This is a genomic window from Vibrio gallicus, assembly GCF_024346875.1.
GTDB classification, from domain to species: Bacteria; Pseudomonadota; Gammaproteobacteria; order Enterobacterales; family Vibrionaceae; genus Vibrio; species Vibrio gallicus.
Map to the genome: position 1 here is coordinate 117,575 of NZ_AP024872.1, position 25,350 is coordinate 142,924.

Annotated in this window: 19 protein-coding genes and 1 pseudogene; 18 read left to right on the forward strand and 2 right to left on the reverse strand. The window is 41.0% G+C overall.

All coding sequences use genetic code 11. From position 1 onward, the window contains the following. Nucleotides 1–12 precede the first annotated feature (12 nt). On the reverse strand, nucleotides 13–1,428 hold the full coding sequence (gene cysN / locus OCU28_RS12290) for a sulfate adenylyltransferase subunit CysN (RefSeq protein WP_261817982.1): 1,416 nt from the start codon (nucleotides 1,426–1,428) through the stop codon (nucleotides 13–15). 1,063 nt (nucleotides 1,429–2,491) lie between these two features. Continuing rightward, on the reverse strand, nucleotides 2,492–3,400 hold the full coding sequence (cysD, locus tag OCU28_RS12295; protein WP_261817983.1) for a sulfate adenylyltransferase subunit CysD: 909 nt from the start codon (nucleotides 3,398–3,400) through the stop codon (nucleotides 2,492–2,494). 657 nt (nucleotides 3,401–4,057) lie between these two features. Here cysD and OCU28_RS12300 point away from each other — a divergent pair. The 18 genes and pseudogenes from OCU28_RS12300 (at nucleotide 4,058) to tnpC (ending at nucleotide 25,207) form a co-directional block, all read left to right on the forward strand. Continuing rightward, nucleotides 4,058–5,341 (forward strand): polysaccharide export protein, encoded by a 1,284-nt coding sequence (locus OCU28_RS12300; protein WP_261817984.1) that lies wholly within the window; start codon nucleotides 4,058–4,060, stop codon nucleotides 5,339–5,341. A 190-nt stretch (nucleotides 5,342–5,531) separates the two neighbouring features. Beyond that, nucleotides 5,532–5,891, forward strand: a complete 360-nt coding sequence (locus tag OCU28_RS12305) for a four helix bundle protein (RefSeq protein WP_261817985.1) — start codon at nucleotides 5,532–5,534, stop codon at nucleotides 5,889–5,891. 37 nt (nucleotides 5,892–5,928) lie between these two features. After that, nucleotides 5,929–6,354, forward strand: coding sequence for an arsenate reductase/protein-tyrosine-phosphatase family protein (locus tag OCU28_RS12310; RefSeq protein WP_261817986.1), 426 nt, complete (start codon nucleotides 5,929–5,931; stop codon nucleotides 6,352–6,354). Nucleotides 6,355–6,444: 90 nt separating this feature from the next. Continuing rightward, complete coding sequence (locus OCU28_RS12315; RefSeq protein WP_261817987.1) at nucleotides 6,445–8,673, forward strand: polysaccharide biosynthesis tyrosine autokinase; 2,229 nt, start codon at nucleotides 6,445–6,447, stop codon at nucleotides 8,671–8,673. A 553-nt stretch (nucleotides 8,674–9,226) separates the two neighbouring features. Further along, nucleotides 9,227–10,321, forward strand: a pseudogene (locus OCU28_RS12320) (polysaccharide biosynthesis tyrosine autokinase); the annotation flags it as partial. Between the two features lie 1,817 nt (nucleotides 10,322–12,138). Next, the gene (locus OCU28_RS12325) at nucleotides 12,139–13,422 is read left to right on the forward strand and encodes a hypothetical protein (RefSeq protein ID WP_261817988.1); all 1,284 of its coding nucleotides are present in this window, start codon (nucleotides 12,139–12,141) and stop codon (nucleotides 13,420–13,422) included. Next, entirely contained in the window at nucleotides 13,423–14,451 is a 1,029-nt protein-coding gene (locus tag OCU28_RS12330) for a polysaccharide pyruvyl transferase family protein (RefSeq protein WP_261817989.1), read from the forward strand. Nucleotides 14,452–14,502: 51 nt separating this feature from the next. Continuing rightward, entirely contained in the window at nucleotides 14,503–15,504 is a 1,002-nt protein-coding gene (locus OCU28_RS12335; protein WP_261817990.1) for a stealth family protein, read from the forward strand. 110 nt (nucleotides 15,505–15,614) lie between these two features. Further along, nucleotides 15,615–16,745, forward strand: coding sequence for a hypothetical protein (locus OCU28_RS12340; RefSeq protein WP_261817991.1), 1,131 nt, complete (start codon nucleotides 15,615–15,617; stop codon nucleotides 16,743–16,745). An 84-nt stretch (nucleotides 16,746–16,829) separates the two neighbouring features. Continuing rightward, entirely contained in the window at nucleotides 16,830–17,531 is a 702-nt protein-coding gene (locus tag OCU28_RS12345; protein ID WP_261817992.1) for a WecB/TagA/CpsF family glycosyltransferase, read from the forward strand. Between the two features lie 163 nt (nucleotides 17,532–17,694). Continuing rightward, nucleotides 17,695–17,907, forward strand: coding sequence for a hypothetical protein (locus OCU28_RS16155; RefSeq protein ID WP_390623840.1), 213 nt, complete (start codon nucleotides 17,695–17,697; stop codon nucleotides 17,905–17,907). Between the two features lie 11 nt (nucleotides 17,908–17,918). Next, entirely contained in the window at nucleotides 17,919–18,668 is a 750-nt protein-coding gene (locus tag OCU28_RS12350; protein WP_261817993.1) for a hypothetical protein, read from the forward strand. Nucleotides 18,669–19,411: 743 nt separating this feature from the next. Continuing rightward, nucleotides 19,412–19,630, forward strand: coding sequence for a hypothetical protein (locus OCU28_RS16160; protein WP_390623827.1), 219 nt, complete (start codon nucleotides 19,412–19,414; stop codon nucleotides 19,628–19,630). A 593-nt stretch (nucleotides 19,631–20,223) separates the two neighbouring features. Further along, a complete protein-coding gene (gene galU, locus OCU28_RS12360) occupies nucleotides 20,224–21,090 on the forward strand; it encodes a UTP--glucose-1-phosphate uridylyltransferase GalU (protein ID WP_261817994.1) in 867 nt (288 codons plus the stop codon). 448 nt (nucleotides 21,091–21,538) lie between these two features. Further along, nucleotides 21,539–22,636, forward strand: a complete 1,098-nt coding sequence (gene wecA / locus OCU28_RS12365; protein WP_261817995.1) for a UDP-N-acetylglucosamine--undecaprenyl-phosphate N-acetylglucosaminephosphotransferase — start codon at nucleotides 21,539–21,541, stop codon at nucleotides 22,634–22,636. 313 nt (nucleotides 22,637–22,949) lie between these two features. Continuing rightward, nucleotides 22,950–23,249: an IS66 family insertion sequence element accessory protein TnpA gene (gene tnpA / locus OCU28_RS12370; RefSeq protein ID WP_261816970.1), complete on the forward strand. Its 300-nt coding sequence runs from the start codon at nucleotides 22,950–22,952 to the stop codon at nucleotides 23,247–23,249. After that, entirely contained in the window at nucleotides 23,246–23,590 is a 345-nt protein-coding gene (tnpB, locus tag OCU28_RS12375; RefSeq protein ID WP_261816971.1) for an IS66 family insertion sequence element accessory protein TnpB, read from the forward strand. The genes tnpA and tnpB overlap by 4 nt, the downstream gene beginning before the upstream one ends. A gap of 87 nt (nucleotides 23,591–23,677) precedes the next feature. Continuing rightward, the gene (gene tnpC / locus OCU28_RS12380) at nucleotides 23,678–25,207 is read left to right on the forward strand and encodes an IS66 family transposase (protein WP_261817421.1); all 1,530 of its coding nucleotides are present in this window, start codon (nucleotides 23,678–23,680) and stop codon (nucleotides 25,205–25,207) included. Nucleotides 25,208–25,350: the final 143 nt, after the last annotated feature.

The window sequence follows — 25,350 nt, forward strand, 5'->3', positions numbered from 1 at the left end:
CTTATCTTATCCTCAGCGATTGAGGTCTTTGGCTTCCCAGTGCGGGAAGTGCTTACGAACCAGCTGATTAAACTCAAGCTCAAATGCAGAATACTCAGGCTTGTGTTGCTGATCTTGCTCAGTGGCAGATTCGCCGATAAGCATGCCCGCTCCAACGGTGGCGTTACTGAGTCGGTCAATAATAATAAACGAGCCCGTTACGCGGTTCTTAGAATAAGGGTCAAAGGCGATAGCCTGATCAAATGCCACCTCGCATTGCCCGATTTCATTGAGAGAAAGCTGGTTGGCTTCACTTTTTTGCAGTGAATTTACATTGATCTTGTGGCTGATGTTCTCAACCTGTCCATTAATGGTCTTGGTACCAACCTTAAATAGATAATCACGGTCAAGTTGAAGGGCATCCTCATTCATCCATACCACGTTAGCCGAAACCTTATTCGAGCTTAATGGCTGTTGATGAGGGCGCACTAAGATATCGCCACGGCTGATATCTATTTCATCTTCGAGAGTAAGGGTGACTGCTTGTCCGGTAAAAGCAGAAGTCAGCTCTTCATCAAAGGTGACGATAGACTTAACTCGCGATTGTTTATTAGACGGCAGCACTTGTAGCACATCACCTACGCGGATTTCACCAGAAACTATGGTGCCACAGTAACCGCGAAAATCGAGATTAGGGCGGTTAACCAGCTGCACTGGGAAGCGGAACTCGGTTTCGGCGTTGTCTTTTTTGGTGTTAACGCTGTTAAGCAGCTTCATCAACGGCGAACCTGGATACCAAGGCATATTATTGCTTGGGTATACAACGTTATCTCCGCGCAGTGCCGAAAGAGGAACAAACTGAATGTTATCGAATTCCAGCTCGCTAGAAAATTCACGATACTCTTTCTTGATCTGCTGATAACGCGCTTGGCTGTAATCGACAGTATCCATCTTGTTAATGGCCACAATCACATGCTTGATGCCAAGCAAAGAACAAATATAAGAGTGGCGGCGAGTTTGAGTCTGCACGCCATGCCTTGCATCAATCAGGATGATCGCTAAATCAGAGGTTGAGGCACCCGTGGCCATATTGCGCGTATATTGCTCGTGTCCCGGGGTGTCAGCGATGATGAATTTACGCTTGTCAGAGGTGAAATAACGATACGCCACATCGATAGTGATGCCTTGCTCACGCTCAGATTGCAGCCCATCAACTAGCAGTGCTAAATCAAATTCTTGGTCAGTAGTATTGAATTTTTTAGAGTCTTGTTGGATAGCTGATAACTGGTCATCAAAGATCATTTGATTATCATACAACAAGCGCCCAATCAGGGTCGATTTACCATCATCCACACTACCACAGGTAATAAAACGCAATAGATCTTTGTTTTCGTGCGCTTTTAAATACGCTTCAACATCCGTTGAAATCAATTTAGAGAGAGTGTTCATTGTACCGTTCCTTTGGTTGTTGTTTGGTTGTGGTTCGACGCGAATCGGTGGAGCTGTGTATCTGTGTATCTACGTATCTATGTATCGGTGTATCGGTGGGTTTCCAACACTTCGTCATCCCGACGGCCTTCCCCCATTCCGTCATCCCGGTGGTCTTTTAAGCCGGGATCTGTCTGTGCTCGATGTTAATTACAGCGCCCAACCCGTTGCTGCCTGTATTGTTGTTGCGCTTCCTTGAGCCCGAGTGTCTACAGTTCCCCGCCTTCGCGGGGATGACGAGGTGGGCGCGGTTTGCGACCTTCCGTCATATCGACAGCCTTCCCCCATTTCGTCGTCTCGGCGGTCTTTCCCTATTCCGTCATCCCGGTGGTCTTTTAAGCCGGGATCTGTTTGTACTCGATGCTAATTACAGCGCCCAACCCGTTGCTGCCTGTATTGTTGTTGCGCTTCATTGCGCCCGAGTGTCTACAGTTCCCCGCCTTCGCGGGGATGACGAGGTGGGGCGCGGTTTGCGAATTTCCGTCATATCGACGGCCTTCCCCCATTTCGTCGTCTCGGCGGTCTTTCCCTATTCCGTCATCCCGGTGGTCTTTTAAGCCGGGATCTGTCTGTGCTCGATGTCAATTACAACGCCTAACTCGTTGCTGCCTGTATTGTTGTTGCGCTTCCTTGAGCCCGAGTGTCTACAGTTCCCCGCCTTCGTGGGGATGACGAGGTGGGGCGCGGTTTGCGACTTTCTGTCATATCGACTGCCTTCCCCCATTTCGTCGTCTCGGCGGTCTTTCCCTATTTCGTCATCCCGGTGGTCTTTTAAGCCGGGATCTGTTTGTACTCGATGCTAATTACAACGCCCAACCCGTTGCTGCCTGTATTGTTGCTTCGTTCAATTGAGCCCGAGTGTCTACAGTTCCCCGCCTTCGCGGGGATGACGAGGTGGGGCGCGGTTTGCGACTTTCTGTCATATCGACTGCCTTCCCCCATTCTGTCATCCCGGTAGTCTTTTAAGCCGGGATCTGTGTGGGCGCGAAAATGACGGTGTGGGGCGCCGCGCTGCTTCTCTTTTCTAGAAATACCCTTCCATCTTTTTCTTCTCCATTGAACCGGAGCTGTCTTTGTCTATGGCGCGGCCTTGCCTTTCTGAGGTTGAGGTCAGTAGCATCTCTTGAATTATTTCGGGTAGGGTTTCTGCTTGTGATTCGATTGCGCCGGTTAGTGGGTAGCAGCCTAGGGTACGGAAGCGAACCTTCTTCATTTGTGGGGTTTCGCCTGGCTCTAGGGGCATGCGCTCGTCATCGACCATGATTAGAGTGCCATCACGCTCAACTACTGGACGCTCTTGAGCGAAATACAGTGGCACCATATCGATATTTTCTAGGTAGATGTATTGCCAGATATCCAACTCGGTCCAGTTTGAAAGAGGGAACACGCGAATGCTTTCGCCTTTATCTACCTTGCTGTTGAAAACTTGCCACAGCTCTGGGCGTTGGTTTTTTGGGTCCCAGCGGTGTTTTTGGTCGCGGAATGAAAATACACGCTCTTTAGCTCGTGATTTTTCTTCATCGCGCCTTGCTCCGCCAAAAGCGGCATCAAACTGGTATTGGTCTAAGGCTTGTTTTAGACCTTCGGTTTTCATAATGTCGGTGTGCTTGGCGCTACCGTGGTCAAAAGGATTGATATTAAGCTCTAAACCACGCGGATTTTTATGGACTAATAAATCAAGGTCGTACTTTTGTGCCAACTCATCACGAAACTCAATCATCTGTTTGAATTTCCAATTGGTATCTACATGCAGTAATGGGAAAGGGACCTTAGCAGGATAAAACGCCTTACGTGCCAAGTGCAGTAACACTGAAGAGTCCTTACCAATCGAGTACAGCATGACTGGGTTTTCAAACTCGGCAGTCACTTCTCTGATGATGTGAATTGATTCTGCTTCAAGTGCTCGCAGGTGAGTGAGTCTATCGTTGTCCATCTCTTCGCTTCCATGTAATTCCGAACTAGGAAGAAAGCTAACAGTTGAGGTTATAAATTGCTCATAACCAATCCGTCTAAGTTATCTATGTTATGAATAAAGTAATGCAATTTCTGGTTTTAATAATAAATATCAATGACTTATGTGTAATCAATGAGGTATTGCCCTCTAAATTATTAAAACATAAACGTTATAACCAAAAGGAATATACAGAGTGTCAGCTACTTTTTAGATGAATAAACTTAGCAACTAGGTTGCATGACCATGCAATTGAATATTATTTGTCAGTCATGTAATTACGTTCAATTATTGAAAGTTTTTTTCAAAAAACTTGGTGTTTTGTTACGATGGCATCGATTTTTGTGATGTATGTCAGTTTTTATTGGGGGGAATTAGATAAAATGTAAGGAAATAACAATACCTGATTCTCTGTTGCGTGGTTGTTGCATATATGATGCATAAAACTCATGCTCCACTCGTACTGAGATTATGTACCTAGGATATTGTTACTAATCAAACAAAGACTTAGCTTACTTAAGGCTAACAATCAAAACGCGCACCGAATCGTGGGATTTCGAATAACCCTCCGGGCGGTAGCATACCCAACACGCTTTAATCGTGTAACATGACCCCATAAAAATCTAGAAAATAGAATCCATGAAATCGAATTTAAGAACAGTACTGCCTTTGGCAACATTACTTTTCCTCTCTGGTTGTACTGTGCCTGGTTCTCATCTACCTACAGGCGACAAGCAGGTCATTAGCACCACCAAAGATGAAGACCAAATGACAGAGCAGGAGCGCGCCAACACTCCTGTTGATGTAGTGAACGTTTACCCACTTACCTCTTCATTCGTGAACCGCTACAGCAAATTTGCAGACGGTAACGTCGTTCGTTCACTCAGTAACCCCGCATTAGATGCGCAGGTTGCTAATTATGAGTACGTTATTGGTCAGGGAGATATCCTTAACATTACGATTTGGGATCACCCAGAGCTGACTATTCCAGCCGGTGCTTACCGAAGCGCAGAAGAAGCAGGGCATTGGGTTCACGCTGACGGCACTATCTTCTATCCTTATATCGGTTTTGTGAAGGTAGCGGGTAAAACCGTTACTCAGGTACGTAGAGAGATCTCAAAGCGTCTGACTCGTTATATTGAAAGCCCACAGGTAGATGTAAACATCGCCGGTTTCCGCTCGCAAAAGGCGTATGTAACGGGTGAAATCCGTCAGCCGGGCTATCAGCCTCTAACCAACGTGCCACTAACCTTCTTAGATGCTATCAACCAAGCTGGTGGACTAACCTCTGACGCTGACTGGCGCAATGTAACCCTAACCCGCGATGGTAAATCTGAAACATTATCGCTATATGCTTTGATGCAAAATGGCGACCTAACCCAAAACCGCTTGCTGGCCAAAGGCGATATCATTCACGTGCCGCGTAACGATGCGCAAAAGGTGTTCGTGCTTGGCGATGTTAACAAGCCATCCATGCTTAAGATTGACCGTAGTGGCATGACGCTAACTGAAGCGCTTAGCGAAGTAGGCGGTATAGATGAACTTGCCGCTGATGCAACCGGTGTATTTGTAGTACGAAGTGGCGACAGAGACAAACAACACGCAGATTACCTTGCTCAAGTGCGCGATGAAGCGTTAACCGAAGAGCAAAAGCGCGAGCAGCAACAGCAAAAACAACAGTTAGCTGAGAAGGGGCAAGCTCCCCGCCCAGAGCGCATCACAGCTAACGTATACCAACTCGATATCAGCGACGCCACCGCACTTGTAACCGGCACCGAGTTTGAACTAGAACCTTATGACGTAGTCTACGTAACCGCCGCGCCAATCGAGCGCTACAACCGCGTACTACGCCAAATCCTACCATCCATCTCCGGCTTTAACGAGCTAACGGAAGGCGCGCTAAGAATTAGAACTTGGCCGTGATGAAAGGGGGGCGGTTCTGTGATCCTATGGTCCTGTGGTTCTATGGCGGATCGTGCGGTATGATCGATTAAGGGTTGAGAAACTATAGAGCGTTTTTATGATATGGATTCCATAAATCTATTGATGCTGAATAGGCTGCTGATGGATGTACGATAGTTATTAGATTGTATATTCAATAAAGGCCATACTGATGCGAACGCAGAGCTTTGAGCAATTAGAAGTTTGGAAAAGAAGTTCCAGGCTGGTAGTTGCGATTACCCAAGAGCTTGAAGATTGTAAAAATTGGTCTTTCAAAGACCAGCTGTTTAGAAGTTGCTTATCTGTGCCTTCAAATATCGCCGAAGGAGAAGAGCGTGAGACCTCAAAAGAATCTGCTCGTTTCCTTTATTATGCAAAAGGCTCTTGTGGTGAAATGATTACCCAGTTATATATTGGTGCTGAACTTGGTTATATAAGCAAACCAAAAGCATTAAAATATGTTGATGAAGCTAAGCATATATCACTAATGCTGGCCAAATTGATAAAAATTAGAAATGGTTTTGTGAGGTAGAACCACAGAACCACAGAACCATAGGACCGAGCTCCCATTGTTTAACAAAATTTTAGTGGTCTGTATCGGCAACATCTGCCGTAGCCCGATTGGCGAAGAAATCTTAAAACAAGCGTTTCCTGCAAAGCAGGTGACTTCAGCAGGGCTTGGTGCGTTAGTTGATAAGCCTGCCGATGATAACTCGGTTAAGGTATCTAAAGTGCATGGGATTGATCTTTCAGCGCATAAGGCGCGTCAAATCACAGCGGATATGATAGCGGAGAATGACTTGATTTTAGTCATGGAAAAGCGCCATATCGATGCCATTACCAAGCTCGCTCCTGCCGCTCGCGGCAAGACAATGCTCTACGGCCACTGGCTCAATAAAGAGATCCCAGATCCTTATAAAAAAAGCTATGAAGCCTTCGAACATGTATACGACCTAGTAGACAAATCCGCTAAAGAGTGGATAAATCGGCTATAGGGGATTACAGGTTCTAGATTCTAGGATCTAGAGCCCAGAACCCGGAACCCTTTTTCACCCAAACCCTTATTCACGCAGAACCCTATTCTCATGACCCAAAATACTCGTTCACAACGCCCCCAACAACCGCCACAGCCGGATGTCATCGACCTAGGCAAACTGCTTGGTCTGTTACTTGATGGCAAATGGATCATCATCTTCACTACATTGGTGTTTGCAGCGTTAGGTGTTACCTATGCCTTGCTGGCAACCCCTATTTATAAGGCGGATGCGTTAGTACAAGTAGAAGATAAGAACAGCGGCATGTCTTCAATGCTAAGTGACAGCATGAGTGATATGTTCTCGCAACAATCAAAATCTGCAACTGAAATCGAGATAATAAAATCTCGCATGGTACTGGGTAAAACTGTCGATAAGTTCAACCTAACAACCATAGCTACCCCAGATTATCTGCCGCTAATAGGCAAGGGCTTAGCCATGCGTTTAGGCACACAAGCACACATCAAGGTAGAACGCTTTGAAATCCCAGAATACGCTGAAGCTGGTGGTTACACTCTAATCCTAGATAACCTGCAAACAGGTAGCTACACCCTAGTAGACCAAAATGGGAACCTAATCCTAAAAGGCACAGTAGGCCAACTAGCTTCGAGCTCTTCTACCCAGAACCCAGAAGCCCAGAACCTAGCACCTAGTAGCCCATCCACCTTTACCCTTTTTGTCTCTCTATTAGACGGTAAAGCCGGCCAAACCTTTAGCTTAGCGAAACAACCAAAGCTGCGCGCTATTGATTGGCTTAACGGCGGGCTTTCGGTTTCTGAGCGCGGTAAACAATCGGGCATTCTATCGTTTGGCTTTGAAGGGCCAGATACAGCGCAAAACATTGCACTGCTAAATGACATCGCTACTAACTATTTCTTGCAAAACGTAGACCGCAACGCGGCAGAGGCGGGCAACAGCCTTAAATTTGTAAAAGAAAAACTGCCAGAAATTAAAGCGCAACTTACCATCAATGAAGATGCGCTAAACAAATACCGCCAAGACAACGACTCGGTTGATTTAAGCCTAGAAGCGCAATCTACTTTAAAAGTAATGGTGGATTTAGATGCGCAACTTAACGAGCTGACATTTAAAGAAAGCGAGCTTTCACAACGCTTCACCAAACAGCACCCCGCTTATATCGCAGTATTAGAAAAGCGTAAAACCCTAGAGGGTGAGAAGCGCAGACTAGAAGGTAAGATCAAACAATTACCGAAAACCCAGCGTGAAATACTTCGTTTAACGCGTGATGTGCAGGTAAACCAAGAAATATACGTACAACTGCTTAATAAGTCGCAAGAGCTTGCGATTGCGAAGGCAAGTACTGTGGGTAATGTGCGCATTCTTGATAAAGCGGCCAGCAACGGCCTTGCTGTGAAACCGAAAAAACCACTTATCTGCGTATTAGCAACCCTACTTGGCGGCATGCTAAGTGTCGCGTTCGTGCTACTGCGCGCAGCATTTCATCGCGGCGTTGAAAGCCCTGATCAAATTGAAGAGATTGGCCTTTCAGTTTACGCCACTATCCCGAAATCAGATGAGCAAGAGCGCATCAACAAGCTACTGCTTAAACAGAAGAAGTCCAAGAAGAAACAAAAACTAGAAAACGTAGTTTTAGCCGTGGCCAACCCCGCTGATCTCTCTATTGAAGCACTGCGCTCACTACGTACCAGCTTACACTTTGCGATGATGGAAGCAAAAAACAACGTCATCATGATAACCGGCCCCGCGCCAAGCATTGGTAAATCCTTTGTTTCAAGCAACTTTGCGGCGGTAATTGCCAGCGGTGGTCAGCGGGTACTCATTATAGATGCAGATTTGCGCAAGGGGAAAATGGGCAGTCAGGTTGAATTGCCGCACCACAATGGCCTTTCTGACGTGCTAGTGGGCAGCAAAACCAAGGAAGAGGTGATCCACAGCTCAATTGTGGAAAACCTAGACTTTATTGTCAAGGGTAAAACCCCACCAAACCCATCTGAGCTGCTAATGCACTCAAGATTTGTAGAGTTTATCGAGTGGGCAAGCGCTAACTACGACATCGTACTTATTGATACCCCACCAGTACTAGCAGTAACAGACGCGGCCATTGTAGGCAGACATTGCGGCACAACTCTAATGGTTGCAAGATTCGCTCAAACCTCAACCAAAGAGTTAGAAGTAGCAAGCGACCGCCTAGAACAAGCCGGCGTAGAAACCAAAGGCGTTATCCTAAACGCAGTAGAGAAAACCGCATCAAGCTCATATGGCTACGGTTACTACAACTACGCGTATAAGAGTGAGTAACCCAACAGCTTAGGGGAGGATGATGAATTATTGTTCGTCATCCACGCACCCCGGCTGATTCTCACTCTTCTAGTCATTAGTGTGTTGCTATGCATTAGTGCATCGTTTTAATTAATGCGCTCCTATTAATAAATGCGCTTCTAGTAATTGGTACACTCCCATTAATAAATACGATTCTACTAATTAGGACACTTCTATTAATAAGTACAATTCTATTAATAACTGTGTCCCTATTTATTAGTGTGCTCCTATTCATTGGTGCACTCCTATTCATTAGTGCACCGCTACTCATTGGTGCACCGTTACTCATTCCCGCTCCCCTACGTCATTCCCGCGTAGGCGGGAATCTGAGCTGGATACACACTCAATGATGTTCATACATAGTGGAGCTAATAACCGCACCTTGGCGTCATCCCAGAATTTGCAAAGCAAATATCTAGGTTCTGTAGCATAGAAAGGCGTTGTTGATAGGGACCTATTGGGGCAGTTTTAAGAAAGAGAAGCACAGTCAACGCTTAAGGTAATAGTAGAGCTTGAAGCACAAAAACGCTGACTTGAAGGTCAAATTCGCAAACTTCCAAAGACACAGCGCGAAGTGCTTCGCTTAACGCGCGACGTGCAAGTAAACCAGGAGATCTACGTTCAGCTCCTCAACAAATCTCAAGAGCTCGCGATTGTGAAAGCAAGCACAGTAGGCAACGTACGTATTCTTGATAAAGCGGATTCAAACGGCTTAGCAGTTAAACCTAAGAAACCGCTGATTGCTGTTTTAGCTACCCTGCTTGGCGGAATGTTGAGCGTGGCTTTTGTTCTGTTACGTGCAGCGTTCCATCGCGGTGTTGAAAGCCCTGATCAGATCGAAGAAATTGGCTTGTCTGTTTATGCAACCATTCCTAAGTCTGAACAACAAGAAAAGCTAAATAAACTGATACAGAAGATGAAGAAAGCTGGGAAGACGAAACCTCCTGAAGAGATTTTGCTTACAGAGGTAAACCCAGCAGACTTAGCTGTCGAAGCTTTGCGTTCTCTTCGTACCAGCCTGCACTTTGCAATGATGGAAGCGAAGAACAACGTCATCATGATTACTGGTCCTTCACCTAGCATTGGTAAGTCATTTGTTTCAACGAATTTCGCTTCGGTTATTGCAAGTAGTGGACAAAAGGTATTAATCATTGATGCCGATATGCGTAAGGGCCACATTGGACATGGTTCAAAACTCGCCCATAGCTTTGGTCTTTCTGACGTTTTAGCGAATAGCAAAAAAGTTGAGGAAGTACTGCACACTTCTGTTGTGGGTAATCTCGATTTCATGTCAAAAGGAAAGACACCACCTAATCCATCAGAGCTATTGATGCACGCAAGGTTTACTGAACTAGTACAATGGGCAAGCGAAAACTACGACATTGTATTAATCGATACTCCACCGGTATTAGCGGTAACAGACGCAGCAATCGTAGGTCGCCATAGTGGCACAACATTGATGGTTTCAAGATTTGGCGTCACCTCAACGAAAGAACTTGAAGTAGCAAGCGACCGCCTAGAGCAGGCGGGAGTAGAAACGAAGGGCGTTATCCTAAACGCAGTAGAAAAGACAGCATCTAGCTACTACACCTACGGTTACTACAACTACGCGTATAAGAGCGAGTAACAACGAAAGTTCAAACAGTGCGAGAAACGTTTCTCTCACTAGTTTGTTACTTCGCTCCCTTTAGAACATACGCTAGCCATGCTAAATGATTCGTCATTGCCGTATGCTAAACCATCCGTTATTCCTGTAGGCTACAATTCGTCATTCCCGCATGCTTTTAGCGGGAATCTTAGCCCCAAAACGCGACTCGCTATCAACCGTCATGCTGGACATGATCCAGCTTCTTAGGTGCTACATAATGAATAACCTACGGAACGTCCGAAAGGGCTATTTTTAGGGAGCAATTGGTGCAGTTTTCTGAAAACAAGTAAAACCTAGGTTTTACAAAATATGAACCGCCATCGACCGTCTCAAAATGAAGTAAATGTATTTTTACAAGTAAGGTTTGTTGATGCATGGATACTGATTAATTTTAATATCTCACGTAGAACTACTATGTCTATCTTCAGACCGCATTAACTTTGCTTTTCTATCACACTCTTCTATGTGTAATAAAAAGGTTTTTATATGTTTAATAATCGCTTTGAACATGCAGTGCCTCATTTGTAAATATTACATTATTAATTCTAAAGTTATATTGTGACACGCCTGTGCAGTTTTAATTACAGTTTGATGTTGCTCAATCGAGTATAGCTCAGGGTGATAGCATGAATATCCACTTTTTAAAGGATCTTGAGTGGCATAATCTAGGTCTATTAGATTGAGGCTGGATTGCCTAAAATATTATTGGGACTTTGAAAACGATATTCTTTTATTTCATATCAAATGCAGAAGTGATAGGCATGATTAGTCCCAAGGAAACGCAGGAAGATTTTATTGATTGAGTGAAGGATTTCCAGTACCTTACAGAAGGTGAAGTCATCGCTATTGATGGCAAAACAATTCGTGCTTCTTGTAACAAGTTAAAATAGTGTTCGGCGACTTATATATAGTTAACGACTTTGTAATTGTAAACGGATTTTGTTTAGCAAAATCAAAAATGAACTAAAAGACTAACGAGGTAACCGAGATATCTAGATTATTGTAACTAAGAGATATTTTAGGTTGCTCGACTAGGATTGATGTAAAGAGTTTCCAGAGAAAAATAGCTGAAATAAACTTTTGATAAGAATGCAGATTACTTCTTAGTCATAAAAAATAATCAAGGATGCCATAGCCAGTGTTTGATCATTATTATCGACCTAACATGCAGAGCATGTTCTGATGGACAGCGTTATTTTACAAAAAATCCTATGGTCGCTTAGATACAAAATGTGCCTTAGTTAATCGAGATATATCATTATTATGTAAACTGGTTTACTAAAGGGAAGAGATAAAATCGATTGAGATTATGGTCACTATTCGACAGGAATTAGAGTTAGCTCAAAATTGTGAATTTCCAGCTCTATGCTAAGAATTAACTACATGAATCAAAATGAGAGCACTGCATTTAATGAAGATGTTTACCATATATGTGAAACCGACCGTACAGAGGTATTTTCAAGGGACTGCCGTGCCAATTAGTATATTTTAGTAGATGGCTTAGCAGTTTGATATTAGAGAGATTTCAATTCGAAAATACGGAAGTATGATTAATGTTATTCAAGTTTTCAAAGTCAATATTTTAAGCTTAATTTTTAACAACTAGTCTATCTAGCAACAATTGTGTTGTGAGATGGTTTTATTTTATAAGACTCTTAATAGCCGTATACGAATCCAACTTTCACTTAGATATAATGGGTTTAATTAGTTTCAAGTGTCATTTGAAAATCTTGTTAATAAAGTTATTAGTATTAGTCTGGAAGAACAATAAATTTTATCGAGAAATGTAAGGTAATATGACTAAAAGCAAAATGGCTAATATTGCAATTTTATCAATTGTAGGTAGAGCAATAAAAATCCTAGCGGCACCAATAACACTATTGATCATATCTAAGAAACTAACATCAGCAGAACTTGCTTTCTATTATACTTTTTTTAGTATAGTTTCTATGCAACAGTTGGCCGAACTTGGGTTAGGCCAAGTTATGAGGCAAAGTATAAGCCATTCTTACAATAAAGAAAAAAGTGCTTTGACTATTAGTTCTGCAATTAAAATTGCAGGATATTTTAAATTGACTGTAGTGTGGTTTGCTTTTGTCAGCTTTTTTATTCTTATGGTTGTTGGAATAGTGGGCTATCATTATCTTAATATTGCGGATAGTAACGTGTCATGGCAAGGACCGTGGTGGGCTCTTGTCATCAGTACAGCATTGACAACAATGTGTTCTCCTATATCTATCCTACTTGAAGGATGCCAAAAGCAGAATGCTACTTTTCGAGCAAATATAGTTGTTGGAACCATATACTCAGTTACATTGTGGATTGGATTACTGTGTGGCATTAACCTCTATAGTATAGCTATAGCTATACTTATATCAACTATAACTATGCTGTTGATATTAGTAAAGCCTACATTGGATACAATATCAATGTTTAGTCAACAGTGGAAAGCTACAAAAATAAAGAACATATTCATAGATATATATCCATACTTAGGCCGTGTATCAGTTGTTTGGGGTTGCAGTTATTTTTATTGGAACGCTTTTGGTTTAGTATCAATACCATTATTTGGTGCCGATACTGCGGGAAAAATACTGTTAGCAGTTGCTCTAGCTAAAGCCGGTTTTGATGTTGCTAAAGCGATTGTACAGGGTCAAACGACTTTGTATGGACACATGATTTCTCAGAATAAGGCTAATCAAGCAAAACAACAGTTTAAGAAATATTTTCTATTTTCTCTACTGCTACTTGTGATTGGCTATACAATATTTTTTGTTGCCTGGTTTTTATTTTCTGACTTTTATCTATTTGATATGATTCCTGATAAAGGTATAGTCATACAAATATTCATATACTTTTTAATACTATTGTTACAAACAAACTCAAATAACTTCGTTCGTTGTTATAAAATAGAGCCTTTTGTCAAGCAATATATTATTTTGGCATTATGTGTCATCCCAATATTTTATATCTCAGGGTTATATATTTATGAATATTCTTTCATACCTTGCTCCTTATTACTATTAACAATCACAACTTACAATTTTAAAACCATTTACAAAAAATACATTGGTAAATAAATGAAAATTAACAAAGCTTTTAAATATTTTAATCGACGCCTTGGACTGAATAAATTTTTCCCAGACAATAATGAAAACAACCTAGTGGCAATTTTTGATACTAGCATAGGATCATTAAATGTTGGTGACGAAATAATAAACAAATCAGCCACTGTTTTTTTGGAAGACATATTTCATGATAAGCAAATTACGAGACTAGCAACGCATACAGGCATGGGCTCTATCGGGTTATATATAGCAAATACAGCTAAACACAGAGTGGTTTGTGGTTCAAATTTAATTAGTGGCGGTATGTTTAGATCGGGACAATGGAACTTATCTTTACTTGATGTGCTAAGAATTAAGCAACATATTTTATTGGGTGTTGGATGGCAGACATATGATAGTGAATATAGTTGGACAACCAAATTAGCCTATAAAATGCTATTATCAAAAGATGGCTATCACTCTGTCAGAGACGAATTCACTAAAAAGAAACTTGAAGAAATTGGATTTCGAAATGTAATTAATACTGGTTGTCCTACAATATGGAAACTTACGAAGGAACATTGTAGCCTAATCCCTACAGAGAAGGCAAAGAATGTGGTCACTACATTGACTGCAAGAAGACAAGATCCTAGATTGGATAAATGTATGCTGGATACTCTAGTTGACTCTTATGAACATGTATATCTTTGGTTACAGGGTTTAGGTGATAACGACTATTTTGAGTCATTAGGTGACTATGACAATATAACACTTATACCACCACACCTTTCTGCGTATGATAAAGTTCTGAAAGAAAATGAAAGTTTGGATTTTGTTGGCACTAGACTGCATGCCGGTATACGAGCATTGCAATACAAACGACGCACACTAGTTGTGGCTGTTGATAATAGGGCAACAGAAAAATCTAAAGACTTTAATCTAGAAATCATACAACGCAGTGATTTAGACACTAACTTATATGAACATATTAATTCAAAATTTGAAACTAAGATAAAACTAGATCAAGATTCGATTTATAAATGGATGTCACAATTCAAATAAGTCCTTATACAATATTAAATTGATAAATGTAGGTTTTTTGAGATTTAAACTATGAAAGATATAGAAGTAGATTTTGTTGTACCATGGGTTGATGGTGCTGACCACAAATGGCAAGAACAATTTAGAGCCTATCGTAATGATGATACTGCATGCGATGCTACATTAAAACGGTATCGAGATTGGGATCTCATGAGGTATTGGTTTAGGTGTATTGAAAAAAATGCGCCTTGGGTCAGGAATATTTATTTTGTTACATGGGGTCACATCCCTGGTTGGCTTAATCTTGATAATCCTAAACTTGTTATTGTTAAGCATGAAGATTATATACCTGAAGACTGTTTGCCGGTTTTTAATGCCAACCCAATCGAGGTTAATATACATAGAATACCAGGATTATCTGAACATTTCGTTTATTTTAATGATGATATGTTCCTTATTAATAAAACTACAAAAGAAGATTTTTTTGTAGATGGACTACCCTGTGACAGTGCTATTGAGTACCCTAATATCCAAGAAGCTGAAGTCATTGCTTGTATGCATGCAAATAACTACTGCACGATAAATAGAAATTTTGATAAACGGAAAGTAATTGGAGGTAACCTACTAAAGTGGTTTAATCCTGCTTATGGTTTGCTAAATATTTCAACTTTATCCCTTAGTATATTTAAAAGGTTTACAGGAGTTTATAGTAACCATTTACCACAACCGTTTCTTAAAGCAACGTATCATCAGGTTTGGGAAAGTGAGTATGATATATTAAATTTAACATCAAAAAGTAAGTTTAGGTCAAGAACTGATGTTAGCCAGCACTTGTTTAAGTCTTGGCAACTATGCTCCGGAAATTTTAGGCCAATTAATATTACCAAATTTGGTAAGTTATTTACCGTTTGTGAGGATAATTACGATGAAGCTGCGGACTACATCACTACATCGGGTAAAAAAATGGTGTGTATAAACGATGAGTTCAATGATGAAGCTGAACTGGAAATCGCAAAACGTAGAATTATTAATGCGTTCGATTCGGTTACTGAGAAATCTAGTTACGAATTATAATACGACTTTTAAAATTAGCAAAATAAGTACATACTTCATGCATTAACTATTATCTTTATTTTCTGGTGGTTCTGTTAGCCTTATTAGTTAACTTTTATTTTGGAGTTAAAGTGTATAATCGTGGTAGAATAATATATTTTATATTAATGATTTCTTTTATTTGGCTTTATTTTATTGGACTATCATCAGGTACACAACTGAGTAATAGCCGCGCGGGCGCAAATACTGTATTTGAAATCATTATAATATTAGCGACATTGGTAGGTTTTTCGCAATATAACAAAAGCATTTTACCCTCATTGGTCTGTTTTTCAGTTATTGTATTTTCTTATTTAGTATATGAAAGTAATAATGTAAATAACTATAAGACTCTTGATTTTGTACTGATATATAAATCAGTATTCTACTTGTTTTTGTTCACATTGCCAACTCGAGCAAGCATAACAAAACAGCAATATAAATATATTTATTATATTTTACTAATAATGTTTCTATCTAAATATATGTTGTCTTTGTTTGTTTTTGACGTAAAAAGGCCTTGGGTTTATACTGAGAACAATTTTGAGTTGATGATTCTGTTGTTCTCATTTGCATATATGAAAAGCCAAAATGTAAATATAAAACCTATTGCTACAATAGCTTTGTTTTCGATCATTATTTTGTCTGGTTCACGCTCAGCTCAGGGATGTTTACTATTCATTATATTCATGACATTCAGCAGCAAGTCACTATCGCAAACTATCTTTAAATATGCAGTATTATTAATTAGCATAATATTAGTGACTTTTGCTTTTTTTGATAGACTAAACGGTGCGGACTTATCAACTATTGATAGAGTCTTATTTTTAAACGTTTTTTTGACCGAAATGCAAACCGCAAGTCTATTAGAAGTATTTGTAGGTAAACCAATAATCACTCCCTTAAGTATCTATTCATGCGATGTTCTATCTTATTACGCAGGGCATAATACTTTATGTTTCTCTATGGTCTTGCATTCGTATGTTTTAAGAACCATTTATGATCATGGAATTCTGGGGCTAGCTTTAATACTTTACCTATATTTTAAACACTTTAAATATCTAAACTATGATACAAACTTTGCACTAACGGTGTTAGGGATAGGAATTTTGAACGGTTTGTCCGTATCTTCGTTTAATAGTGTATACTTTGCACTTTCTATAATTTTATTGAAACTTTCCGCACCGCAAAGCATAGCTATAATCAAGCGAAGAAATAGTTGATTAATTTTGAACTATCTCTCCTTCTATATCACAATATAATAAGAAAGCGTTTATATTTCGCTTTGAAGTAAAAAGGTGTACTAAATGAAACTCTTGAGCGATTCTGATTATAAGGATTTGAAGGCGACTGATAATCGAGCCTTAATATCATTTGTGAATCCATATTCTTACTATGAAATTAAAGATAATGAACGGTTATCAAGAGAGTTTCATGGTTTTTTTTCGGATGGAAGCTTATTGTGTCTTTTAAATAATTTTTTTAACGAAAATAAAATAGAACGTATTAGTTTTGATTACTCATCCATAGCAAATGACTTTTTAAGTTACTGTGAAGAAAGCGATCTTACAGTTTCTATTTTGGGCGCAAAACAAGATGAGTTAAGCAAAACCATTGTAATTTTTAAGGATAAATACCCAAAACTTAAGCTTGGTTATTGTAGAAATGGGTATTTTAGTAACGATGAATTTGAGGGCATCATGCTTTCGCTAAAGTCATCTGATGTGGTTATTGTTGGAATGGGTGCCCCAACTCAAGAGGAAATAGCTGCAAGGATATTTAAGGAAAATAATCACAGACTGGTTATTACATGTGGAGGATTCATTACTCAAACTTCTATTAAAGAAGATTATTATCATCCAATTATAAAAAAGTTAGGTTTACGCTGGTTACAGAGAATAGTTATGCACAAACACGTTAGAGATAAGGTATTAAGTAAATATCCTTCTTTTATAGTTAGGTATATTAAGGAGAATGTTTCCAGTAATAGATTTTTTAATCTATTATAACTAGAATAGAGGCTTTATTAAGAAGTTTGGTTTTTGAAATAATCTTTTAAAGAAAAAAATTATCAACTTCTAAAATTTAAGTTAGAGTTTTGTGAATTTAGAGTAAACTATGTCACTTCGTAATAATGCTTTGGACGCTTTAAAAGGAACTTGTATTACCCTTATGGTATTTGGGTATGTTTCTTATGTTGGCAATTTGACGGGCGAACTTCTGTTATTTAAAAAGTTTATTTATACCTTTCATATGCCGATATTTCTGATTTTGTCTGGGTATTTCTTGAAACTTAATTTGAGCTTAAAATCTCAGTTATATAAAATATTTTCCAGAATGATTGTTCCTTATTTTATTTTTTTGGGTTATACTTATTTGGTCTGATACTTGTTGGAGTGTTAGGGTTTGATACAACGAATAGTCCACCGGATAACTGGATTCAATTCTTAAATTCTTTATTTTTCAAGCCTTACGGTGGTTATTGGTTTTTGCATTCGTTAATTATACTTCAGGCGACTGTTTCTTTTTCTAGTGTAATAGTAAAGTGTTTTGGTTTTAGTGATGCTGACTTTATTTTCACTTTGCTTTGTAGTTTATTCTTACTACTTGTTATTTCAGGGTTTGATATAATATCTGTTCGAACGATAATTTATTTTGGAGTTGGAATATTATTAAAAAAGATTAGCGGAAGTGTATCTGTATCTGTATCTGTATCTGTATCTGTATCTGTATCTGAGTTTGAGTATAAATTGCCATTAACGTTGTTGACGTTGTTTGCTTTTTCAATGGCTTTTACATCGATAGATATCTATGCACCAGTATCTTACACTACAGTGCTTTGGAATCTTCTACTAACAATTTCTTTCTGGACCTTATTTAGAGTAAGTGATAATTATTTTACTAAGTATTTGTCTTGGGTAGGAAGAAACACGTTGATTATATTGGTGTTACATTCAGCATTTATTGTTGCTTTTAAACCGCTGAATAGTATTTTTCTTATGATAGATCCTGTAGGTTTCTTGCAACCAATTCTAGTAACATCTTTAACAATTTTACTTTGTATTATGTCAGCGAGAATATTTGACTATACGAATTTGTCTAGATTTATTTTTGGTGTAAGTGCTATTTATGCCTCTAGAGTGTAGGTAACGTTTACAGATTTCGTTTAGGATATGCTTTGATATAAAATTATTATCGTCTAAATATGTGGACTCCTTTTGATGGAGAGAGATTTTCATCAAAAGAAAAATGCCATAGCCAATTAGAAACGCGGAGAGCATTAGTTACCCATACTTATCGGTATTGGATGATTTGACTTACGAATCTCAAAACCCGAATTCGAAAGGATTTATGGTCAGTATTGGACATGGCTCAAAGTTAACTCAAGAGAGTGAAATGTCAATTCGATACTACATAAGTTCTAATGGGCTAACAGCACAGGAACTGCATAATTCAACGCGAGCACATTGGTTTGTCGAATCGACGCACTAGCACTTTTAGCACTGTATTTTATGAAGATGCTTTCCGTTTAAGTGTAAACGATCGTGCAGAGGCATTTCTAAAGATCAGTCAGATTTGTTTGAGTTTGTGAAACAAGAAAGGAGTTTAAATGTTGTATAGATGGTAAACGTTTGATGTGTGATACATGAAAACTAACTCAGCAAGTCACTTGGTAGCCTTGTATCACGTGAATGTTCATGCGTTAGCCGTGCTTACCTGATGACTTAGAACAAATCAAAGTGATTTACAACAAGAGAAGTTCGAAGCCAAGCAAAAAGTTCAAATATAACAGGAAGGAATCACCGAGGTAGAAACCAAGGTTCAAATTTCCGTCGAACAGTTAAATCTCTGTAAGTCCAATCTGTTTTCGTCTCGGAGCGAGAAGGTAGTGAAAGGTTGGCTTATTGAAGCTGATCAGCAAAACGCGATGTCTAAACAAGACGAGAAAAATAACACGCCTCTTCCTGAAGAGCTAGAGTGTGAAGTCCGCGAACATAAACTGAGCGCGGCTTATAGAAACTTCAACAATGATTTACACGAATTCGGTGTGAAACGTCTCAAAAGCGGAAAACGTCCCTTAAAAGGTAAACGTCATTCGCTAGAGTGAACCAAGTTCCCCTGCAGGAAATGTGAAAAACAGAGCTAACAGCGGTCGTTATTAGCGTACCACTATTCGCGAGTATGATTCCGAAAGTATGGGAAGCGCAAAAACGTTTCATTCCACTGATTCGCCAAATGTGAAAATGATTTTTTAGGTGAATATTCGGTCTTCTTCCTGTCGGATGGTTACAGTACATGCTATACGCTTAGTACCGAAACACTAGCAGTCTGAATGATACACTCTTGCAGAAAGGTCGTCGATGCTCAAAAAGGCATCACCTTTAAAGATCGTAGGGAAACCTGAAAAAGCCTTCATTGCTAAACTTTGCGGCATCGAAAAACAAGCCAAATTCAGTACGAACTTGTATAATCTGATGATGGCATGTCCTGCGTACGGTATAAACCCATCCTGCTACTTCAGACAGTTGTTTGCCGAGTTGCCCAAGCTCACTCATTCCGATGATATATCGATTCTTATACCATTAAATATTGAAATCTTTGGAGCTGAGTAGGCCCAAATTGCTTCATTGAGTGTACAGGTTCCTCAATTGAATACTTAGTCATTTTATAACTATCAGTAAAGAAATAAGAATACTAACCATGATTAAACACTGCTTATTCCCAGCAGCAGGCTATGGCACACGCTTTTTACCTGCTACTAAATCCATGCCAAAAGAAATGATGCCTATCGTTAACAAGCCTCTTATTGAATATGGCGTTGACGAGGCTATCCAAGCCGGTATGACGAGCATGGCCGTTGTCACCGGTCGTGGCAAAAGCTCATTGATGGATCACTTCGATAAAAACTACGAGCTTGAGCATCAGATTCAAGGCACGAATAAAGAGCCTTTGCTCAACGACATTCGCTCTCTTATCGATTCGGCGCAATACACTTTCATCCGCCAGCGTGAAATGAAAGGGCTAGGGCACGCAATATTAACAGGTAAAGAGTTAGTGGGTGATAACCCGTTTGCTGTAGTGCTTGCTGATGACCTTTGCATCAATGATGACAAGGGCGTGCTTGCTCAGATGGCTGCGCTGTACCGTCAATTCCGCTGCTCTATTGTGGCTGTAGAAGAAGTGCCTGAATCTGAAACGCATAAATACGGCGTTATCGCTGGTGAGCATCTAAGTGATGATTTGATCCGCATTACCGACATGGTTGAAAAACCAGAGCAAGGCACTGCGCCAAGTAATCTTGCCATTATTGGTCGTTATATTCTTACGCCTGATATCTTCGATATTTTGGAAGAGACTGAGCCTGGTAAAGGTGGGGAAATTCAGATTACTGATGCGCTGCTTAAGCAAGCGAAGAGCGGCTGTGTGATTGCGTACAAGTTCAAAGGCAAGCGTTTTGACTGCGGCAGTGTGGATGGTTACATCGAAGCGACGAACTACTGCTATAAGAATGTTTACTTGAAAGGTAGCAAGGCTGAGATTGATAAGGACTCGACTGAGAAGTTGTAGTTGGTTTCGTTTTGGTTGTGTTAGATCCCCGATAAGAGGCCTCGGGGATGACGGGGTTCGGACTTCGGGGACTATGGGGTTCAGACTTCGAGTAAGGCGGTGCCTGGGCTCTGGGTGACTGGTTCCTGGGTTATCGGCTTGCTGGTTTCTGGACTCGGGGATGGCGGTTTCGGACTTCGGGGATAACTGGTTGCAGAAACCGGCAATGAACAATTTTAAGGGTTTCGCTGAGAGTAGGCGGAGCCTTTCTGGGCAGTATGGGATGGGATACCTGTGCTCTCTAAGATTCTGGCGTTTGCCAGAATGACTCATTCTTTAATTACGTCATTTTTCGAAGTTACTTTTGGTTGGCTAGACCGATAAATTAGATTCCTAGATTCCTAGATTCCTAGATTCCTATTTCATAGCTTCACGATTTTATATTTACATTACTAATAGGCTTAACGTCATGTCATTTTTCGACTATCTGATCGAGCTATCGATGTTCTTCTTCCTCTCGCTTGCGGTGTTGTACTGCATGCGTAAAGTGGGGTATGCGGTAGGGCTCGTGGATAAACCCAATGCTCGTAAGCTCCACCAAGGCAGTGTGCCGTTGGTAGGCGGTATTTCCATTTGTATTACCGTATTGTACTTTTTGTACGTGAATGCTGAAGACTTGGAATATCCTGGATTGTTTGCTTCGTGTTTAACCATACTGGTATTGATTGGTGTAACTGACGACCGCTTTGATATCAGTTATAAACTGCGTATGGGCATACAAGCAGTTTTGACGTTGGTAATGATTCATTACACTGGGTTAACGTTGACACATATTGGTAATGCCTTGGGGTTCGGTGCTTGGCACTTCCCCCCAGTTGTCGATACCATTGTTACGTTATTTGCCGTCATTGGCGCAATTAATGCGTTCAACATGGTTGATGGTATTGATGGCCTATTAGGCGGTTTAACCATTGTGGTTTTTGCTTCACTAGGGCTTGTCTTTTATGCGCACGGTTTAGAAGAGCCAACTTACTTTGCGATGGTATTCATCACTATAACTATACCCTTTGTACTCTTTAACCTTGGCTATTTTGGCAAGGTCAGAAAAGTGTTCATGGGTGATGCGGGCAGTATGATGATCGGTTTCACTGTGATTTGGATATTGATTGGCGGAACCCAAATGGCCGACGACACTTACGTTATCAGACCCGTGACGGCTCTATGGCTGATTGCAGTGCCGCTTATCGACATGATGGCCATTATGATCCGTCGTATTCGTAAGGGGCATTCACCATTTCACCCAGATCGTGAACACTTCCATCACATCATGCAGCGCATTGGCTTTACCCCACGTGAAGCATTGGTTGTGATTTGTTCAGTACAAATCTTGTACTCAACGATTGGTCTATTAGGCGAATACTTCCAAGTACCTGAATACATCATGTTCTACACCATTGTAGGCTGCTTCCTGTTCCACACTTACTGGATGACGCACTCGTTTCAGATGGCGAAGATCGTGAGAAAGTGGAAGAAGTTGGAAGATGTGCCTGTTGAAGAGCGAGTTTAAACCATTGCTTTGGTTTTGCGGTCTTTTGGGCAGTAAATGTCGTGTTCGGGCTAAGACACTGAGTTAGGTTTTGGACCGCGACGTTTGAATCTCTGGTGATTAGCTATCGACTTAAGTGCATGACGTAATGATGAAAACCCTAGAAGGTTTATGGCTTTCTAGGGTTTTGTTGTTTCTATACCTCATCAATTCGCATCAATTGCAGTGAGGCTTGCAAGCTGCAAAAGCTCAACATCAACGTAAGCGCGCAATTAACCCCACATTCTAATATCAGCAAGCCTTTGTCATAGTTTCCCAAACAAATGGAGGAACTATGACTCAATCAGAAAAGCACCAACATTGGACGGCCATCATCTCCAAGCAGCAAGAAGGTGGACTTTCTATTCCAGACTTTTGTAAAAAGCACGATATTAATTACGCCACTTTTCACTATTGGCTAAAAAAGCTCAAGAACACTGACAATGAACAGGTCGCGCACCAAATGGTCATTAATAGCCAACCGTCTTTTTGTGGCGAAATGGTCGTTGTACATTTGCCTAATGGCGTGCGCGCCGAGCTGCCGACATCACTTTCATTTTCTCAAATTCAAACTTGGCTGAAGGCGCTGCAATGATCCCAAGTGGCGCGGTTTATCTCGTCTCGGGGGTTACCGATATGAGAAAGTCGATTGACGGCCTCTCTCTCATTGTCGCTGATGTGCTAGAAATGGATCCATTGAGCAGTGCGTGGTTCATCTTTTGTAATCGTGGCCGAGATAAAATCAAAATTCTCTTTTGGGACACTAACGGCTTTTGGCTCTACTATCGCCGACTCGAAAAAGGCCGCTTTAAGTGGCCAAAGCCTACAGCCGCGGGCCATATCCACATATCTACTCAACAGCTTAACTGGCTATTATCTGGGTTGAATCTTGAAAACCCAAAGGCTCATCAGCCCCTTTATGGCCGAGAAGTGTGAGCGATGATACTGATCACCTCATTGGACTTGAGCGATCCTTTTTCACTGTCAAACTAAGGGGAAATGACAGATGACGAGCCCCAAAAAATGACCGAACTTCCTGATGATGTAGAACAACTCAAAGCGATGCTACTCAAGCTTCAGGAAGAGAACTATGAACTGAAAAAAACAGTTGATACCCAATCAGAAGAAGTGGTTGAGTTAGAGAATAAAATGCGGCTGCTTCTTGAGGAACTTAACTTAAGTAAGTCCAAGCGCTTCTCCGCTAAAAGTGAAAAAGCCCCGAAAGGGACGTTTAACGAAGCTGAGCAGCAAAATGCCTTACCTAAAGCCAGTCCAAAGCATCACAAGAAAGGCCGAAAACCATTACCAGTAGAGCTTGATCGTGAAGTTCATCAGCACACACTCAATGCCCCTTACTGTGAATGCTGCAATGAACCGCTACATCCATGCGGTACTGAAGTCTCGGAAGAGCTAAAAATCATCCCTCAGAAGGTCAGCGTCGTGCGGCATGAGCGCACGAAATACGCCTGCCGTCAGTGTGAAAAGACACAAACCAGCAGCAAAATCGTCACCGCCCCTCGACCTGCCAACATGATCCCGAAAAGCATCGGCAGCCCTGAAGCATTCGCTGCGGTAGTTACGGCCAAATATGTTGACGCCTTGCCGCTTTATCGCCAGGTTGAAATCTTAAAGCGCTCAGATATCGAGTTAAGCCGAGGCACGCTTGCAAACTGGTGTGTTCAACTGGGCAGTAAAGTGACCGTTATCGTTGAAGCAATGAAAGCTCATTTACTGAATGAAAAACTCATCTGCGCGGATGAAACGACCGTTCAAGTGTTGCGAGAGCAAGAGCGCTCAGCACAAAGCAAATCTTATATGTGGGTTTATCGTAGCGGTGAGTTCGCCAAACAACCTGTGGTCATTTACGACTATCAACCAAGTCGTGCAGGGCAATGTGTTAAAGACTTCCTTGGTGGCTACTCGGGTTACCTACTCACCGATGGTTATCAAGCTTATAACGGCCTCGATAATGTTAGCCAAGCGGGGTGCTTAGCACACGTAAGACGCAAATTTACCGATGCACAAAAAGCGCAACCGAAGAAGAAATCGGGCCGTATAGAGAAAGCCATCAGCTTTATCGCAAAGCTTTATGGTATTGAACAGGAAGCTAAAGGCTTGAGCACTGTCGAGCGGCAACATCTACGACAACGAAAATCGAAACCCATCTTAGGCACGTTCCATAAGTGGTTGCTGGAAAGCCAAGGAAAAGTACTGCCGAAAAGTCAAATCGGCCTCGCCATAAATTATACGATTAACCAATGGCCGAAGTTGCTCACTTATCTAGAAGATGGTGACATAAGCATTGATAACAATGTGACAGAGCGAGATATCCGTCCGTTTACAACGGGTCGAAAAAATTGGATGTTCTCAACATCAGTTGAAGGTGCGACTGCGAGCGCTAACTTGTATAGCTTGGTGATGACTTGTCGTGCAAATAACATCAATCCATATTACTACTTCGTGCACTTATTCAAAGTGCTGCCGATGCGATCGCCACAAGATGATCTGACCGATCTTATGCCGTGGGCGCTGGAAATCGATGAGGCTGAATAAGGCCTTACTGCTTAATTGCGCGCTTACACATCAACAGTTAAACCAATGGCTTCCCCATCATCTGCTCAAAGGCATGTCCATCAGAGCCTGAAGCATTGGCCACATAGGGCGCATAGATATCAAACAGCAGTCTCATGTTGTTG